This window comes from Leptolyngbya sp. Heron Island J (genome assembly GCF_000482245.1).
Taxonomy (GTDB): Bacteria; Cyanobacteriota; Cyanobacteriia; order Phormidesmidales; family Phormidesmidaceae; genus Leptothoe.
Map to the genome: position 1 here is coordinate 98500 of NZ_AWNH01000008.1, position 16441 is coordinate 114940.

General features: G+C 50.1%; 14 protein-coding genes. 9 read left to right on the forward strand and 5 right to left on the reverse strand.

The features are described 5' to 3' along the window. Positions 1–29: 29 nt before the first annotated feature. The 4 genes from ycf46 to N836_RS41520 form a co-directional block, all read right to left on the reverse strand. Positions 30–1538, reverse strand: coding sequence for a stress-responsive protein Ycf46 (gene ycf46, locus N836_RS41505; protein WP_023070418.1), 1509 nt, complete (start codon positions 1536–1538; stop codon positions 30–32). Positions 1539–1642: 104 nt separating this feature from the next. Next, a complete protein-coding gene (locus tag N836_RS41510) occupies positions 1643–1975 on the reverse strand; it encodes a hypothetical protein (protein ID WP_031291330.1) in 333 nt (110 codons plus the stop codon). 297 nt (positions 1976–2272) lie between these two features. Beyond that, a complete protein-coding gene (locus tag N836_RS41515; RefSeq protein ID WP_152532023.1) occupies positions 2273–2776 on the reverse strand; it encodes a hypothetical protein in 504 nt (167 codons plus the stop codon). A 22-nt stretch (positions 2777–2798) separates the two neighbouring features. Next, the gene (locus N836_RS41520; protein ID WP_023070421.1) at positions 2799–3308 is read right to left on the reverse strand and encodes a hypothetical protein; all 510 of its coding nucleotides are present in this window, start codon (positions 3306–3308) and stop codon (positions 2799–2801) included. Positions 3309–3573: 265 nt separating this feature from the next. On the opposite strand from N836_RS41520, the gene recQ reads away from it, so the two are divergent. Then, entirely contained in the window at positions 3574–5778 is a 2205-nt protein-coding gene (gene recQ / locus N836_RS41525) for a DNA helicase RecQ (RefSeq protein WP_023070422.1), read from the forward strand. Between the two features lie 399 nt (positions 5779–6177). Here recQ and N836_RS41530 read toward each other — a convergent pair whose 3' ends face one another. Then, on the reverse strand, positions 6178–6669 hold the full coding sequence (locus N836_RS41530; protein ID WP_023070423.1) for a DUF1822 family protein: 492 nt from the start codon (positions 6667–6669) through the stop codon (positions 6178–6180). 555 nt (positions 6670–7224) lie between these two features. Here N836_RS41530 and N836_RS41535 point away from each other — a divergent pair. From N836_RS41535 to N836_RS41565, 8 genes are all read left to right on the forward strand, one after another. Further along, positions 7225–8970 (forward strand): phage tail sheath family protein, encoded by a 1746-nt coding sequence (locus N836_RS41535; protein ID WP_023070424.1) that lies wholly within the window; start codon positions 7225–7227, stop codon positions 8968–8970. A 44-nt stretch (positions 8971–9014) separates the two neighbouring features. Next, complete coding sequence (locus tag N836_RS41540) at positions 9015–9473, forward strand: phage tail protein (protein ID WP_023070425.1); 459 nt, start codon at positions 9015–9017, stop codon at positions 9471–9473. A gap of 35 nt (positions 9474–9508) precedes the next feature. Continuing rightward, positions 9509–10006 (forward strand): phage tail protein, encoded by a 498-nt coding sequence (locus tag N836_RS41545; protein ID WP_023070426.1) that lies wholly within the window; start codon positions 9509–9511, stop codon positions 10004–10006. A 262-nt stretch (positions 10007–10268) separates the two neighbouring features. Next, positions 10269–10622 carry a hypothetical protein gene (locus tag N836_RS41550; protein ID WP_023070427.1) on the forward strand — a complete coding sequence of 118 codons (354 nt, stop codon included), beginning with the start codon at positions 10269–10271 and terminating at the stop codon, positions 10620–10622. Further along, positions 10606–13062, forward strand: a complete 2457-nt coding sequence (locus N836_RS41555; protein ID WP_152532024.1) for a hypothetical protein — start codon at positions 10606–10608, stop codon at positions 13060–13062. The genes N836_RS41550 and N836_RS41555 overlap by 17 nt, the downstream gene beginning before the upstream one ends. Then, a complete protein-coding gene (locus N836_RS76260; RefSeq protein WP_023070429.1) occupies positions 13059–13208 on the forward strand; it encodes a hypothetical protein in 150 nt (49 codons plus the stop codon). The genes N836_RS41555 and N836_RS76260 overlap by 4 nt, the downstream gene beginning before the upstream one ends. After that, positions 13192–13692 carry a phage tail protein gene (locus N836_RS41560; protein ID WP_023070430.1) on the forward strand — a complete coding sequence of 167 codons (501 nt, stop codon included), beginning with the start codon at positions 13192–13194 and terminating at the stop codon, positions 13690–13692. Before N836_RS76260 ends, N836_RS41560 begins: the two co-directional genes overlap by 17 nt. Then, entirely contained in the window at positions 13692–16436 is a 2745-nt protein-coding gene (locus N836_RS41565; RefSeq protein ID WP_023070431.1) for a hypothetical protein, read from the forward strand. The genes N836_RS41560 and N836_RS41565 overlap by 1 nt, the downstream gene beginning before the upstream one ends. The last annotated feature ends 5 nt before the right edge of the window (positions 16437–16441 follow it).

The following is a 16441-nucleotide window of genomic DNA, read 5'->3' on the forward strand; positions in this document are numbered from 1 at the left end:
TTAGGAGACGTGCTCCTAACAAAAGCCTGTTAAAACTCCATCCGCTGATATTCAGCGACGGATGAAGCCGCGGGGCGAGCACGTTGTCGTGCCCAATCGCGAAGCGCCGTTACCTGTTCACTCATTGTCTTAGACAACGGTAAGGTAGCCCGAATCGCTGCAATAATGTCGAGTTGATTAAACTCACGACCCTGGGCAAACGCCTCATACATTGCCGAGATTAAACCCTGTTCAATCTCCGCCCCCGAAAACCCTTCGCATACTTTAGTAAGCTGATCGAAATCAAAGCGTTCGATGTCGCGGCGACGCTTACTAAGATGAATTCTAAATATCTCTTTGCGTTCTTCTTCATTGGGTAGATCCACAAAGAAGATTTCGTCAAATCGGCCCTTGCGCAAGAATTCACTGGGTAACCGTTCTACCCGGTTCGCTGTGGCCATTACAAATACTGGTGAATCTTTCTCCTGCATCCAGGTTAAGAAGCTACCAAAAATCCGGCTGGACGTACCGCCATCGGAATCAGCAGAGCCCGCACCGCCAGCAAATGCTTTATCAATCTCATCAATAAAGAGAATGGCGGGTGAGATTGATTCCGCTGTGCGTAGGGCACTGCGCAGGTTAGCCTCAGAACGGCCTACCATGGAACCATCATAGACTCGACCGATATCTAAGCGCAGCAGGGGCAGACCCCACAGTCGGGCTGTCGTCTTAGCAATGAGAGACTTACCGCAGCCGGGAACTCCCAAAATCAGCATGCCTTTGGGCTGTGGTAAACCGTACTCACGAGCCCGCTCGGTAAAGGCATTGGACCGCTGTCTCAGCCAGTGCTTAAGTTCTTCTAAACCGCCAACTGAATCCAGGGTTTCATCTTCTTCGATATATTCCAGAATGCCGTTACGGCGGATCAGTTGCTTTTTCTCAGAAAGAACAACATCAACTTCAGATTCAGTGAGCTTACCGGCAACTACCCGAGCTTTGCGAAATACTTTCTCGGCTTCGTCTTCAGTAAGACCTAGAGCTGCCTTTAACAGCTTTTCTCGAACATCGGTGGTGATGTTAGACCCCTGGGATTTGCCGAGTTCTGCCGTTAATACCTGGTTCAATTCACCCATAGTAGGCATTGAGAAGTCCAGGACTACTACTTCCTTTTCTAGCTCCACCGGAATCTCTTGCACCGGGGACATGAGGATAATTGTCTTATGGGTTCCTTTAAAGCTTGCGATCGCATCCCTCAGACACCGAGTCACTGCTGGCGAGTCCATAAATGGATGCAGATCCTTAAATACATAGATTCCTGGATCTTTCTGACGGATTGCCCAGTCTATAGCAGCCTCAGGAGAAACCGTATTACCATTTTGTGAGCCACGGGTCTGACCATATTCGACCACACCGTGAGTAACCGTCCACGTAAACAACCGCCTCTGAGGATGCTGTTTAGTCAGCGCCGCAATTGTCCGCTCCGCCCTTTCTTCCTCAAACGTGAGCAAGTAGATCAGAGGATACTGAGCCTTAATTAGGACCTGAAGCTCTTCTTTCATAATTGCTTATCCTCTCAACGTCGACCGACACCAACAGACTAACCAAAACCCATAGCCCTACGACCGCAACTTAGCGCCGTTACGTAAGGGCCACAAACCGCTCCCTAGCAGGGAACCAGTTCTCCTTCGTCAGAACGCACTGAGCTAGGAACCACATCAGGCACTTCAGTTAAAGACTCTGCATGCAAGTCTCCATGAGCTTCCACCGCCATTAGATCACCATCTCGCAATACCACAGAGGTCGTACAAGAGGGACACTCATACACTAAATGAGCCGCACCCTGGACCCCATCAACAACATCAGAATGGTCGAGATAGAACCCAATTGCCCGTTCAGCCAAGGTAGACATAGGCTCCCCATCTACCGCAGCGCGAATCTTAAGCTTGCGGTGCAGGTCATCGGGCATATAAAGAGTGACCTTCTGCTTACCTTGCATACCAACCTTAATGAATAGAAGTTAAACCACGGGGCGTTTCACCCATGGAGATAACATACCGACCTTAGCGGATGCCGTCAAGCCGCTATGACATTATGACGCCAAAACGTTTACATTGCTTTACAAAACCTCGGTATTGAATTGATCGCAGAGTCGTAAGGATACATCGCCTGCATCACGCCATGAGTTCAGGCCGATAGCTGCGAAGATAAAATTGGCTCAGGCTCCTCAGCTATCTTGTGAAGAGTTGTAGGTTATGTGCTGAGAAAACTGAAGGTAGTGCGCCAATGGCACGTGCTAAACATCAAAGCAAAAAATGATCATCCGTCCTCGGCGCTTCCAGTGTTTTTTGTCTTGGGGCATAGCTTTCAAGGCATCGACTTCTGATTTAAGAATGAATTGCATCTCACCTGGCACGACATGACAATCGATAAATTCCCAAGCTCGATCAATTCCGGCTGCTCGTTCTGCTGCAAAGTCAGTTAAAATTTCGCCGCATTTGATGGAGCATCGGTGGCGCAGTATTGCTTTTTCCCAAGTTGCTGAGTAATGGGGATTTTTTTCGCTATCTGCACCCAGACAGGTAGTTTGAAAAAATTTGGGTTTCTCGGTAGTACCGAAATTAAAGCCTAAAAATACGGTGATGACTTGAAACTGACCCGCTGGATCATTGGCAACTAATAGGTTATCGCCGTTATTCATGAAGGCTCGCCAAGTAGTTTCGTCGTCACAGATAACAGGTACCTGATTTTCTAGAATATAGTGCTGTGGGTCTTCGGAATCTTCTGGTACTTGCGTCATGCCTACATTGCAACCCATTGCGTCATGGCTGATGCAAGCGAAGTGATTGTCTAGGGTAAACGAGGAAGACGATCATGCGACCACGTCGTTCCCAGTGTTTGCGATTGGTTGGCATACTGCGGATAGCCTCAGCTTCAGATTCCAAGATGAACTGAATCTCACCAGCTTCGGGTTCAAGGATGCAATCGATAGCTTTAAAGGAGCGGTCAATGCCAGCGGCCTTCTCGGCAGAAAACTTAGTTAATCCCCGGGCGCAGGCAATTTTTCCACGATGTTCTAAGCAAGCACGTTGCCAAGTTCCCGAGTATTTTGGCCTTGAGCTATTGGTACCAAAACAAGTGGTTTGAAAAAACATAGGTTTCTCGGAATCGCCGTGATTGAAACCAAGGAAGACCGTCATCACTCGGAACTGACCGATAACATCTTGGGCTATGAGAACATTCTTCTTATGCCTCATAAACTCTCGCCAGGCAGCAGCATCATGGCAGGGGACAGGCACCTGGTTTTCGAGAATGTAGCGTTGAGCCTGCATGAGGTCTACTCCAAAAGTTTACGCCCGTCTTGAATTGGCTGATTGATAGCATCGCGAAGGATAAATCTAGCTACGTTCTATTTAAGTGTTTCAATGCGGTTTCTTATCACCCATTTCTATGAAGACTTAATGCTGCGGCCAGAAGAACCTTTATCGACAGGAGAGCAGTGATCCTTAAACTCTTAGAGTTACGAACTGTAAAGCTATCATCGTTAGTATTGGCCCCCCGGTGACTAAAATAAATAGCCGGTGAATTGATACATCCATGGCTAGCGCAACGACCATCACATCGTTTCCCTCTTTAGAGAAAGCTCTTAAGCATTTCTTTGGCTATGACGGCTTTCGTCACTATCAGCGAGATATCATTGAGCACGTCCTCAAAAATCGCGATGTGCTGGTGATTATGCCTACGGGTGGGGGAAAATCCCTGTGCTATCAGCTACCGGCCCTACTGCGAGTGGGCGTCACTATTGTGGTTTCTCCCCTGATTGCGCTGATGCAGGATCAGGTTAATAGCCTCAAGGATAATGGCATTGCCGCTACTTTTATCAACAGCAGTTTGACCTTTAACGAGGTGCGCGATCGCGAACAGGCCCTGCTCAAAGGTGAGATCAAACTGCTTTACCTGGCCCCAGAGCGGCTAATGAGCCCCAGTTTTTGGCCGCTGCTAGAACAACTGCAGCAAACTATCGGCATCAGTGCCTTTGCCATTGACGAAGCCCACTGCGTTTCCGAATGGGGCCACGACTTTCGCCCTGAATATCGCCAATTGTTTCAACTAAAACAGCAGCTGCCCCAAATACCGACCATGGCCCTGACCGCCACCGCCACCGAGCGCGTGCGGCAGGATATTGTTCAACAGCTGCGGCTTAACGATCCCCAAATCTTTGTCTCCGGGTTTAACCGACAAAACCTATATTACGAAGTAAAACCTAAAACAAAACAAAGTTACGACCATCTACTCAAGCTGGTTAAACAACAGCCAGGAGCCGGTATCATTTACTGTCTCAGCCGCAAACGCGTCAACGAAATCTCCTTTCGGCTTAAACAAGATGGCATTTCAGCCCTGCCCTACCATGCAGGGCTCAGCGCCCAGGAACGCCAGGAAAACCAGGAACAATTTATCCGCGACGATGTGCGGATTATTGTTGCCACCATCGCCTTTGGCATGGGCATTAACAAACCCGATGTGCGATTTGTTATTCACTATGATCTGCCCCGCACCATCGAAAGCTACTATCAAGAATCCGGTCGAGCCGGGCGAGATGGCGACCCTGCCAACTGCACCGTATTCTTTAGCTATGCCGATGTCGCCACCGTCGATTATTTAATTAATCAAAAGCCCGATGAGCAGGAACAGCGCATTGCCCGGCAGCAACTGCGCCACGTCATTAACTATACCGAAAGTGCCATCTGTCGCCGCAAAATACAGCTGAGCTACTTTGGCGAGAGCTTTGCTGGCAACTGCCAAAATTGCGACAATTGCCTAAACCCCGTACCGCTAGAAGACTGGACCATTGAAGCCCAAAAGTTTCTCTCCTGCGTAGCCCGTTGTCAGGAACGATTTGGCATGAATCATATTATTGACGTACTGCGAGGATCTCGTAAAAAGCGGCTAGTAGAACTGGGGCACGACCAGCTTTCCACCTACGGTATTGGCCAGGACCATAGCGTCGACGAATGGCGACAGCTGTGTCGTTCGTTGCTACACCAGGAGCTACTGGCAGAAACCACGGACGGCTATTCTGTGCTGAAGCTTAATGCTGGCAGCTGGCAAGTCTTAAAAAAACAAATTCCAGTTAACATTCATATCTTCAAACGAGCTGAAGCACCCAAAGCCACGAAGGCCAGCAATGAAGTCCAACTTAACGCTGATGAAATCCTGTTGCTCGAACAGCTGCGGCGTCTGCGCAAGCGTCTGGCCGATGAACAATCTGTGCCTCCCTATGTTGTCTTTGCCGATGCTAGCCTACGGCAGATGGCCCAGCAGCGACCGATTACAACCACAGCCTTTGCGGCTATTTCCGGTGTGGGTAAACGTAAGCTTGAACAATACGGTCAGATCTTTACCAACGAAATTCAACACTTTTGTCAGTCTCATAATCTAACGCCCAACAACATTGTTAGCGTCCCAACAGCTACTCCCCAACAATCTGCCCAAGAACTCACGTCTACTTATATCACCACCCATACTCTACACAAACAGGGCCTTTCACCCTCAGAGATTGCCCTGGAACGGGGGTTAAGACTCGGCACCATTATTGAACATCTGTGCCAGCTGATTGAAATGGGTCAAGATATCGACCTGAACAGCACCGTTTCACCAGAGCGACAGGTTCCTATTTTTGAAGCCATTGAAAAAGTCGGCTCCCATTCCTTAAGAAACATTCGTGATGAACTGGGCGAAACCTTTGACTACAATGAAATTCGCCTGGTCAGGGCTGTGTGGGAAAGGCAGAATTTAGCTTAAGAGGCTGCCGCTATTACTCCGGCAATCAAACAAGCAGCATCGGCTGGCCCAGACCCTAGAGATATAGGTTTTAGGCTAAAATCTTATGGTTCTATTTCATTGCCGGAGTAGTAAATAAAATACCAGCATGAAATTATGTTATCGGCTGTCCTCTCCTTACCTAAGGGGAGAACGCTTATAGACACTTAGGAATGAGGATTCAATTAGCTCCTATCTTCTTTCGTACAGGCGTTCCATGGAACGCCTCTGCAGACAACATTTTTGGATCTTATAAAACCTGATCCCTTAGGTTTTATTTACGTACAATCGCCTAGGCGGTAAAGAAACCCTTCAAAGTTGTGCGGACATGATGGGAGAAGTCTGTAAATGATGGCTGTAGAAAATGAATATTGAATCTAGTCAAACATCACCACTTAAGTGCTGAGGTAGTTCCGACAAACTCCGCAACTCTTCCAGCAAGATCCACTCATCCGTCACCTCCCCCACAAACCCCAACAACGCCGCTTCTGGCTCATCCGCCTCCAGGTCCAAACCCATAACGATATACGCAACGCGATCGCAACTCACATCTGCTGGCACATAACACTTAGTTGCCTCCGCCTCCACCACCCGACATTCAATCCGTCCATAGCCCGGCACATACAGATCCGCCACATCGTTGACCACCTGCAGCACCGGATTCCAGCTATCCCCCTGGGTCACATCTGTCTCAAACCCCAACAGCCTGAGATATTGATCCACCACCCCCACCGCCAGCGTATTGCGATAGATCCGCTCACCACAGGCAGGATGGCGCTGCGCAAACCGTTGCGCAGTTTGCTGCAACGATTGGGTCGGAATAACAACAGTAACGTCTACTTCAGATAACAACGGCTTAGATGAAAAGTGCATAACCTTGACATGTATCATTATCCCCCAAATAGCCCAAAGTGACCGCTTATCCTAAACTACGTAAGCGCCACAGGTAGCGGTTTTTACCGCCCAGTGACCTACTGACGATAGACCAGCGCTCACCATCGGACCCTTACTAGTTCCACGGCTGAACCAGACACTTTTCGCAGTCAGATAATTTCTTAACAGTTATGGGAAACGTATCAAATAGGCTGATTGGCTCTCTAAATCGCCTAAATCTGGCAAGGCTGATTCTTTAGCAAAAAGATATTTTTGCGATCAAGCAACTGGCTAAAGTGGCTAAAGTTATCCAGGCCCCCAAACCCCCAATGATGGGGGCTTTGAGTCTTGTCCCTCTCAAAGTTTGGGGGCTAGGGGGGCCTGAATAACCGTTGACTGCCTCTACAAACCCCATAAAGAGGAGTACCTAATGCTGAGTACTACCTTGTAAAGCTCAAATGTAAGCAAACGTGAACTCTGAGCCCTACAACTGCGAAAACCTCAGTTCATCATCGCTAGAACAATACGTGCGGTATAGGCTCAAAGGATAGCACTATGGCTCGACTCGATTACTTTGCCCCAGGTGTATATGTAGAAGAAATCCCCAGCGGTAGCCGGGCGATTCAAGGCGTAAGTTTGAGTGTGGCCGGTTTTGTCGGATTTACAGAAGATATACGCGGGGATGCTGAGATTTTTCAGCCGCAGCTAATCACCAGTTGGAGTCAGTATTTAGACAGTTTTGCCAAACTCGGGTCCGATGGCTTTACCGATTTTGGTGCTTATTTACCCTTTGCTGTTAAGGGTTGGTTTGATAATGGTGGCGGTCGCTGCTGGGTGATTAGCCTCGGCACTCAGCTGCCTCTGGCGAATACCGCCCCTGAAGAAGATACCGACAACATTCCATTACCCGCTACACCTATTCTCACCTCAGGCCGCAAAAAGTCCCTGGAATTTACAGTCAAGCCCGAACGTGAAGATGAAGGTCGTGTCCGGGTCTTTATTGAACCGGATGACCCCCAACCTTCAGATGATCCTGATGATGAGCCGTTTAACAGCGGCGAATTTTTTAGGGTGAAAGTGCTGGCGGGCAACGGCGATGAGAAAACATTTCGTCACTTAACCATGCAAAACCCGGAGGGCGTCGCTGAAGAAGATCGCTCTGCGGGGATGTATATTATGCACGCCCGGTCTGAACCTGAAACTGCTGACGACGAGGGCGTGCTGCTGCAGGAGTATATTGATATTACTATCGACCCAGAACCGGCATTACCCCTGGCCAAACGTCCTAGCAACGGGGTATTCGACATTAAACCCCGGCGGGTGCCCTATCGCACCAAACGCTGGTATAAAGAACTGGCAGGCAACAGAAAACGTCGCACGGGTATTCAAGGTCTGTTTGAGATTGATGAAATTGCCATGGTGGCTTGCCCGGACCTGATGCTGGTTTACCAAAAAGGTTTGATGGGGCTGCCGGAAGTGCATGGCATTATGGAAACCATGTTACAAAGCTGTGAGACAGCTGCACCGGGACCGGCTTACCGGATGGCGGTGCTTGATCCACCGCCGGTGAAGCCGCGTAAAAGTGCCATGCCGGTGAAGCCACAACAACAAACTCCCCAGGATGTGGAATCTTGGCTGATGGACCACTTTGGCCGCCGTAGCCAGTTTGGGGCGCTCTACTATCCTTGGATTCAGGTGCCCAACCCCAAGGATTCGGGTAAGCCGATTTCTGTTCCTCCCTGTGGCCACATGATGGGGCTATGGTGTCGCACTGATGAGTCTCGTGGTATCCATAAGGCTCCAGCTAATGATATTCCGCGCGGCGTGGTTGGTCTCGCCTATGATACAAATTTCCGTGAACAGGAGTTGTTAAACCCGAAGGGGATTAACTGTATTCGTAAGTTTCGCAACCGTGGCACCCTGGTATGGGGTGCTCGCACTCTGGCCCAGCTGGATGATACAGATTGGCGCTATGTTAGTGTGCGCCGGCTGATGAGCTATATTGCTAAATCCATTGAAGAGGGTACCCAGTGGGCGGTATTTGAACCCAACGATGAGGATCTGTGGGCTAGGGTGACTCGCACCGTGAGAAACTTTTTGGAGCGGATCTGGCGACAGGGGGCGCTGTTTGGTAGTACACCGGAAGAAGCGTTTTATGTAAAGTGCGATCGCGAACTCAACACTCCAGAGACCATGAAGCTGGGCATGTTGTTTATCGAAATTGGCGTCTGCCCGGTGAGACCTGCTGAATTTGTTATCTTCCGAATTCGTCAATGGGACCCTTCACAGGATGAAGCATAAGAACTGACAGTGTTTTTTTAGCATAAGGAGACAAAAAACAACCTATGGCTGAACTATTAACAGCGTGTCGGTTTTATTTTGAAGCTGACGGTGTTGCGGAAAAGTTAGTGTTGGAAGTCGCGGGGCTTTCTGTTGAGTCTCCGGTGGCTGGAGATGGCGGTGTTCACGGGTCTGGTAAAAGCGGCGTGCGGGTGCGTCAAGCTACACCTACAGTGGAAAAGTTCTCTAATGTCACCGTCAAGATGGTGGCTACCACCGATGTGGATCTGTATGAATGGTACAAAAACTGCAATACCAACGACGGGGGCTCTTCCGCCTGGGATAGCAATCGTAAAGCCGCTTCGGTGAGCGCCTATGACCAGGCTGGCAATATGCAAGCCCGCTGGGAACTGGTCAATGCCTATCCCTGTAAATACGAAGGGCCGAGCTTTACCGCTGGTGACAGCAATATGGCCAACGAGACCCTGGAGCTGGTCCACGAAGGCATTACCCGCGTGCAATAGGTTTGGATTTAACACAATGACCAGGAGGCCAGACTATGCCCAGCGTTGATTTTCCATCTGAGCTATTACTGGCCAGTCGGTTTTATTTTGAACTCTCCATTAAGTTAAAAGGAGGTAACGAGACCGTTGATGCTGTCTTTTTGGAATGTCAAAAATTTCAGAAAGAGCAAAAAAATATCGAGATTGTTGAAGTGGCCAAAGCCCAATGGGCCAATGCCAAAATGGGGCAGTTGGTCACTACTAAGATCCCCAGTCGTTCCACTATTGAGAATCTGGTACTTAAACGCGGGCTAACAGATTCTCTGGCCCTGTGGCAATGGTTTACAGACATTGAATCCGGGAAATGGGACAGCGACCATGTCTCTGCCGGTTCTCTGAATGTCTTTGACCAGGCAGGTACGGTAAAAGCCAAGTTTGACTTTACCGGGGCCTGGCCCACGCGCTATAGCACCTCAGAGATGAATGCCCAAAGTAATGACATGGCGATTGAGGAATTGGAGTTAGCTGTTGATGGGTTTACGCGGAGTCAGTAGAGGTGTTTTTATGTTTCAACATAATTTAGAAAAATTAGCAATGAGGCGAACGTTATTCAGGCCCCCAAACCCCCAATTCTGGGGGCTTTAGAAACTAATCCCTCAAAAGAACTGTGGGAGAGTATAGATTCAAAGTCCCCCAGGATTGGGGGATTTAGGGGGCCTCCGGGAGATTTGCTATATTCCAAAATAATTCGCCAGTAGTATCTTACGAAGAGGAGAATATCCCAAAAGCGCCTGTACATTATTTTAGAGAGCCCCAATGTTTCAAACGGAGTTTGAATTCTCATTACCTAAAGGCTACTACGATGGCGAGGGGAATCTCCATCGTAAGGGAAAAATGCGGCTGGCTAAGGCGGCGGATGAGATTACACCAATGCGCGACCCCAGGGTCAAGGCCAACCCGGCCTATGCGACGGTTTTGGTGCTGTCGCGAGTGGTGATTCAGCTGGGGGCTCTGTCGGATATTACTCCCCGGATTATTGAAGATTTATACGCGGCAGATTTGAATTATCTCTATACGTTTTACCGCGAGATTAATGATCTGCCGCCCCTAACACCGTCAGCCCAATCCACTAGCCCAGATTCTGGAGAAGCCGATGGTCAGACTATCTGAGTTGGTAAGTCAGATGCGACGACGGATGAGCGAAGGTCAGAACTTTGCTCGCAATCCGTTGCAAATGGTAAAACAGTCGGTATACAAATATGGCATTCTTCTCTATGGTAAGCTCTCACTGCCGACGGGAAGTAAGGGCAAGGAGACCACGGCTGATTCTCCAGCGGAACTAGAATTGGGCCATGGGGAGGATAGGAATACCAATGGGGCAGATGCCATAGGTGTTATTAACAATGGTGCGTCTCATGCACCATTTCAAACAACTGACATATCCTCTCTGAAACCAGAGCCCATCATTCACCAGCAGCCAACCCTATGGCAACCGACCCTACAGCCAGGGGAACGATTACAGGGAGGCTGGTGGGGCGTATACACGATCAAATCCTGTGTGTATGCCCAAGACTGGATTCGTCGTTATGACGGTCTCCAGGACAATGGCAGTGAGCCGGTTTGGATTTATGAGTATTGCTTGGATGAGGAGCATTGGTCAGCAGAGGAGATTGACGAGCGTAAGCGTCGCTTTAAGCATTTAATTGATCTAAATTTACGGCTGGGAGAAGGGTCTGATTTTAGAATTGTTCGTCCTAAGGATGTGATTAAACCAGCGGGTAATCGTGTTTACCTAATTACTCGCCCGGTGCTTCAAAGTCTTACCCTGAATGAGTTTCTAACGCAGCAGCCCATTCCCTGGACCCGCAGTCAGATAGAGCGTTTTCTCTCCCAAGTTTTGCAGTCTCTGCAATATTTGCAAACCTATCTGGTAAATTGGCCCGGCGATCGCTGGGAGCAAAAACTATCCCATGGCAATTTATCCGGTGACTGTCTTTGGATTCGGCTGCCAGAGGGCCACACTGAGCTAAATGAACATCCATTTTTTGTCTACTTGGGTCGCTTTCCCCTCTGGGAACATCTTGTCTGGCCCCACCCCATGGCTGAGCACAATGATCAGATGGGGAGCGTTGATGACGATTTACAGGCATTGGCCCATATCACCTTTGACCTGATCCGGGGTTATCCTAGCGATGATGATCCAGCGAATATCAGCCTGTGGCCCGATGATGACAGTATGCGGGTGCTGTATCCCTACATACTACAGATCCTAGGCCGTGGCGAAGGATTTAAGTCTATTGACAGTGCGCTTTCGGTGCTCCAAACGCTGCCAGCGAACCAATATCCAGTGGCGGAGCCGGAAGAGCCACTAGTTGAAGAGTCTCCAGTCGAGTCCTCCTCTTTTCCATCTCTGCTGTTGTGGCTGTTGGGGGGTGGTCTCCTGCTGGGTCTGATGGTCTGGTTCGCGGCGGTGCTCAAGCCGGAAAGCCGTGAATTTGCCTGTAAACTTCCCTGTCGCCTGGAGGATGTGGAAAGCTTGGGTCGTAATCAGTCCCTACGATATGGTATTGAACAAGGAAGTTCTTGGGAGAAAGCCTTCTTTAGTACCCTGACGTCTCCGCTCAAAGCGCCTCGACCTGTTTCTCAATTTGGTGAGATGACCGAGCTGCAGCGTACACTGCAGGAAAGGGATGCTGATTTTCTCCTGGAGAAGGCTAGTAATGTTCGTATCCCTAGGAACTTACTGTTTGCGTCGCTGCGTACGAATAGTCTGGATACTGCCCTGATTCAAAATTCTCCTGACTTGCCCAGCGACCTGGAAAAACGAACCGTTGGCTATGACGGCATTACCATCTTTGTCACCCATAGCAATGCCCAGCGTCAAGATAATATTCCCAATCGGCTGCGGGGACGGATTAGTTTGCAACAGCTGCGTCGAGTGCTGCTGGACCCTAATGCGCCGCTGGATGGGGCCAGAGTTGAGATTTACTGGCCTGAGGATGAGGTCACGGTCAATACACTACGGGATATTTTGTTTGAGCGCGACGCCGACAAATTGATATTTGAGCAACGGTATAACGAAGAACAGCCTTTTGACTCATCATCGCTTGTCTCACAGCAGAGAAACATGTATGAACACATGCTGGATGATTTTGAAACTAATGCTCGGGCCGACAATGAGGATATTATTGGCATTGGCTTTAATCGAATTAGTCGGCTTATAGGTCAGTGTTCGGTGTATCCCCTGGCGCTGGTAGATAAGGGACGTACCCATCATTTGTTTGTGGATGCCCATGGTGCTCCCATTGATCAAACTACGGATCTGTGTGGGGATAAGGGCACCTACTGGGTGAATGATCGGTTGTTTCAACCATCAGCAGTGACCTATCCCCTCGCCTATGAGATGGCGGTGGTCTATCATCGCCCGGTGGATGTGGACTCGTGCGATCGCTACACGGAAGGCTGTGCTAAAGGTCAATTGCTGGCGGATAAGCTGCTCACGCCAGAAGGTCAGTATCTACTCAGCGAGGTGGGTCTGGTGCCGGTGTTACCCATTTCAGAAATTCGGCAAATGGTGTGGAGTTCGATGGGCCAAGGAGAGACCCCATGACCCCACAACAGCTTGAAACACTGGCTAGGAAGATACTGCAGGACCCGGTGCTGATGGGGAAACTATGCGATCGCATTTACTATCTGCTCAATGCCGATAGGCGATTACAGCAAGAGCGTGGAGGCCGCTATGACCGATCCATTTAACTATGTCACCACCAATCGGTTCTATGTAGAAATCGACAGTGAGATTTCGGCTTCATTTAGCGAATGTTCTGGCATTGGCGTTACCCTCAAAACCCAGTCAATTGTTGAAGGTGGCGTCAATGGCCAGCAGCGATTTTTTATCGACAATCCAGAATTTTCCAATGTTGTCCTCAAGCGAGGCATTACCAATAGTGTCGACTTTTGGACATGGATCAAAGCCGTCCTCAACAACCAATCCAAACAGCGACGCAACGTCAGCATTTTGTTATTTAACCAGGCCGGAGACACTATGCAAGCCTGGACCCTGGTTGGGGCCATCCCCGTCGGCTGGAAAGCCGATGCCCTCCAGGCCAGTGCCGACAGTGTTGCCTTAGAAGAACTGACCCTGGCATACGAAGGCTTAAAAATTGAAAAAGAAGGCGGCAGCGACACCACCAAACACGACAAGCGGGGTGATACAGGCTACTTCGCGGGGGATAATTGATGGCCAATACTCCACCCGAGCCCGCCTATCTTGACCTGGCCAAACACCGTCCTCCCCTAGGATGGCCGCTGCAGCGGCGTCATTTTCAGTGGCAGACGTTTCCCCTCGGGCATGGCACTGGCGCAGCCTCTTCTGGAGAGAGTACTCCGGATGTCCAGCCTCTACGTCAGGCTGCTCAATTAGTGGGACTTCCCCCGGAGCTTGGCGATGGGTCTGGCTTTTCTAACTTTGTGGATGATACTAGGTATTCTGGACCATTAGATCTTCCAGTAATAGGGGACTTTGATTCTGGTTCTGCGCAAGTTAGGGAGATCTTTAACCAGCATGTTCCTTCTGAAGATACTGGTTATCCCGGCCCCCTAAATCCCCCAATACTGGGGGACTTTGAGTTTGATCTCCCTCAAGCTGATGGGACCACAGAGGCTTTTAATCGGCAAAGTCTTTTTGAAGAGAACCCTGAATCTATAGATAGTCCTACGGCGGGTACTCAGGACATTGCTAGAAAAGAGGATACTCGTGATTCTGGTCCTCTAAATCCTAGGTCTACAGAGGATACGTCGACAGTTGATCAGTCTGTAGATGACAAATCGATAGATAGTCTTAAGGACATCCTTGGTCAAGAAGCGACCACTTATTCAGGCCCCCAAACCCCTAAGCCTGGGGGCTTTGAGTCTGGTCTCCCCCAGGTTTGGGAAAGCCCCAGTATGCCTGGTGGGGAGAATATAGATGTTTCCATAAGGGGGAACTTCAATCAGAACAATCTTTTCGAAGCCTCTCCCGAGGCTACAGGGAATACATCGACGGTTGACCAGCCTGTAGATCATCAACCGATAGACAGTGTCAAATCCCTTTCTCTGGATGGTCAGCCCCCTAGCCCCCTGCAGCGACAGCCCCTGGGGCAACGTCCCCCCCTCGGGTTTAGCCGACCAGTAATTACAACAGACGCCACGACATCAGACGCCATGGCTCAGCGTCTGCCAAACATTAGGCCAGTTCCCTCCCCGTCTTCTCTAGATGCCTCCGAGCAATCACGATCTGACTCCTCTGATGGGGCGGAGGTGACGGAATCAGAGAGCAGCCAGCCAGATGTGGTTCAGCCAGTGAATGATGAGTCAGTTACCGCTGTACCCCCCACAGAAGCTTCCGCCGCAATTCAGCTCTCTCCAGATCTCCCCCTGGAGCAGGACAGCATCAGCGATATGCCGATGGCTGATGCTGTGCAGCAGTTGCCAATCGAAACGGCTCCTGAAGCTGAGCCACCAATCGATGCAGTCGTCCACTCACCTGCGGATATCCTGGCTGAACCGGTGAATGCCATAGACAGTGCCCCAACCGAATCTTCGATTAAACCTACGCTGGCTGACAATCTCTCGGATACAGTTCAATCAGATTCAGAGCCATCCTTCACATCTCCGCTACCGCTCTCACCCGAGCAGCTATCGCCCGCACCCGAGCCAGATTCACCAGATTCCCTGGCAGTCACTCAATCTGCTCTGCCATCCTCTGAGCTGACCATCCCTCCTCAATCTCTCCCTGACCCACCGGCTCTCGATACAGTTTCTCTATCTGAACCGGCCCCAATCGATGAGACTACGATTCACCCCAAACCCACCTCACCTGAGACAGGTCAACCGACTCCAACACAGCCTATCCCTGAGCAGAGTTCTGATCTTGCTGTAGATACGCCAACAGTTAGCTCTCTTCCAGAAACCGTTGCGCAGCTCCGGCTAGATCAACCCGGTCTAGAAAAAACAGAGCCAGCCGCTTTGCCTCATCAGATTCCTTCTACTGAGGAGCAACATGGCTCTGATTCTGTTGATCCAAGCAGTCTTCAAGCATTACCAAATCAGATTCCTTCTACTGAGGAGCAACATGGCTCTGATTCTGTTGATCCAAGCAGTCTTCAAGCATTACCAAAAGAGACTGCACCCCAACCTACAGAAACTCCAGATGAACGCCAGGCTGCTATTCCACAAGACCAGCCACCAGAGATGCCCTCAGTCTCTGAACCACTGCCGCCAGAACTGTCGGTCGAAGCCCCCGACGCGGTTGGGCAGACCATTCAAACCTCTTTACTTTCCGAGGCTGTTACCCAACCCCTGGGCCGACATCAACCCATGTTTGATGGTCTGCAAGCCACGGTAAAGGAACAACCTTCTGTAGAGGTAGCGCGATCTCAAGTCAAACCCACATTCCCAACCATCCAGGCAAAACAGGTGATGGAGCAGCCATCGGAACAGCCGCTCCGTCCGCTGTCATCCAAACTGGTATCACTCCGATCCGCCTATGGGCTATCCGATGAGTTGTCAGAACCCTGGTTAGAATCAGCCCCTAGGGCAACCCTTGAAACAGATTTAGACGAGACTCCCGTTGCCAAGACAGCCGAGACGGTCTCTCTATCCGTGACTCAAGCCCTGGCTGAGATGGCAGAGAACAATACAACCGCCCATATCTCATCCGGCGAAGATGAAGACCAGGCGCTGTGGCAGCTGGCCCACCTGTTGTATAGCGAGCTAAGGAAGGATTGGCTGGTGCGATCGCACATCTCAGACAATTTCCAACGCGCCAGCCCAGCCCTGATGCCAATCCAGTCCCATAACAGCAAACACGCCCACTTGCCCCTGACCCTTTGGCCACCCACTGCTCACCAGCTGGTCACAACTGTCAAACAACAGCTCACCATTAGACTCCGCCACAGCCACCGTCGGGCTCAACCTTCTACTCTAAGACGACCCATCACTTAACCCAC

What these genes read in the sequence shown, in the direction of transcription:
- ycf46 (WP_023070418.1), bottom strand. Translation starts at nt 1,538, where the DNA reads ATGAAAGAAGAGCTTCAGGTCCTAATTAAGGCTCAGTATCCTCTGATC.
- N836_RS41510 (WP_031291330.1), bottom strand. Translation starts at nt 1,975, where the DNA reads ATGCAAGGTAAGCAGAAGGTCACTCTTTATATGCCCGATGACCTGCAC.
- N836_RS41515 (WP_152532023.1), bottom strand. Translation starts at nt 2,776, where the DNA reads ATGACGCAAGTACCAGAAGATTCCGAAGACCCACAGCACTATATTCTA.
- N836_RS41520 (WP_023070421.1), bottom strand. Translation starts at nt 3,308, where the DNA reads ATGCAGGCTCAACGCTACATTCTCGAAAACCAGGTGCCTGTCCCCTGC.
- recQ (WP_023070422.1), top strand. Translation starts at nt 3,574, where the DNA reads ATGGCTAGCGCAACGACCATCACATCGTTTCCCTCTTTAGAGAAAGCT.
- N836_RS41530 (WP_023070423.1), bottom strand. Translation starts at nt 6,669, where the DNA reads ATGCACTTTTCATCTAAGCCGTTGTTATCTGAAGTAGACGTTACTGTT.
- N836_RS41535 (WP_023070424.1), top strand. Translation starts at nt 7,225, where the DNA reads ATGGCTCGACTCGATTACTTTGCCCCAGGTGTATATGTAGAAGAAATC.
- N836_RS41540 (WP_023070425.1), top strand. Translation starts at nt 9,015, where the DNA reads ATGGCTGAACTATTAACAGCGTGTCGGTTTTATTTTGAAGCTGACGGT.
- N836_RS41545 (WP_023070426.1), top strand. Translation starts at nt 9,509, where the DNA reads ATGCCCAGCGTTGATTTTCCATCTGAGCTATTACTGGCCAGTCGGTTT.
- N836_RS41550 (WP_023070427.1), top strand. Translation starts at nt 10,269, where the DNA reads ATGTTTCAAACGGAGTTTGAATTCTCATTACCTAAAGGCTACTACGAT.
- N836_RS41555 (WP_152532024.1), top strand. Translation starts at nt 10,606, where the DNA reads ATGGTCAGACTATCTGAGTTGGTAAGTCAGATGCGACGACGGATGAGC.
- N836_RS76260 (WP_023070429.1), top strand. Translation starts at nt 13,059, where the DNA reads ATGACCCCACAACAGCTTGAAACACTGGCTAGGAAGATACTGCAGGAC.
- N836_RS41560 (WP_023070430.1), top strand. Translation starts at nt 13,192, where the DNA reads ATGACCGATCCATTTAACTATGTCACCACCAATCGGTTCTATGTAGAA.
- N836_RS41565 (WP_023070431.1), top strand. Translation starts at nt 13,692, where the DNA reads ATGGCCAATACTCCACCCGAGCCCGCCTATCTTGACCTGGCCAAACAC.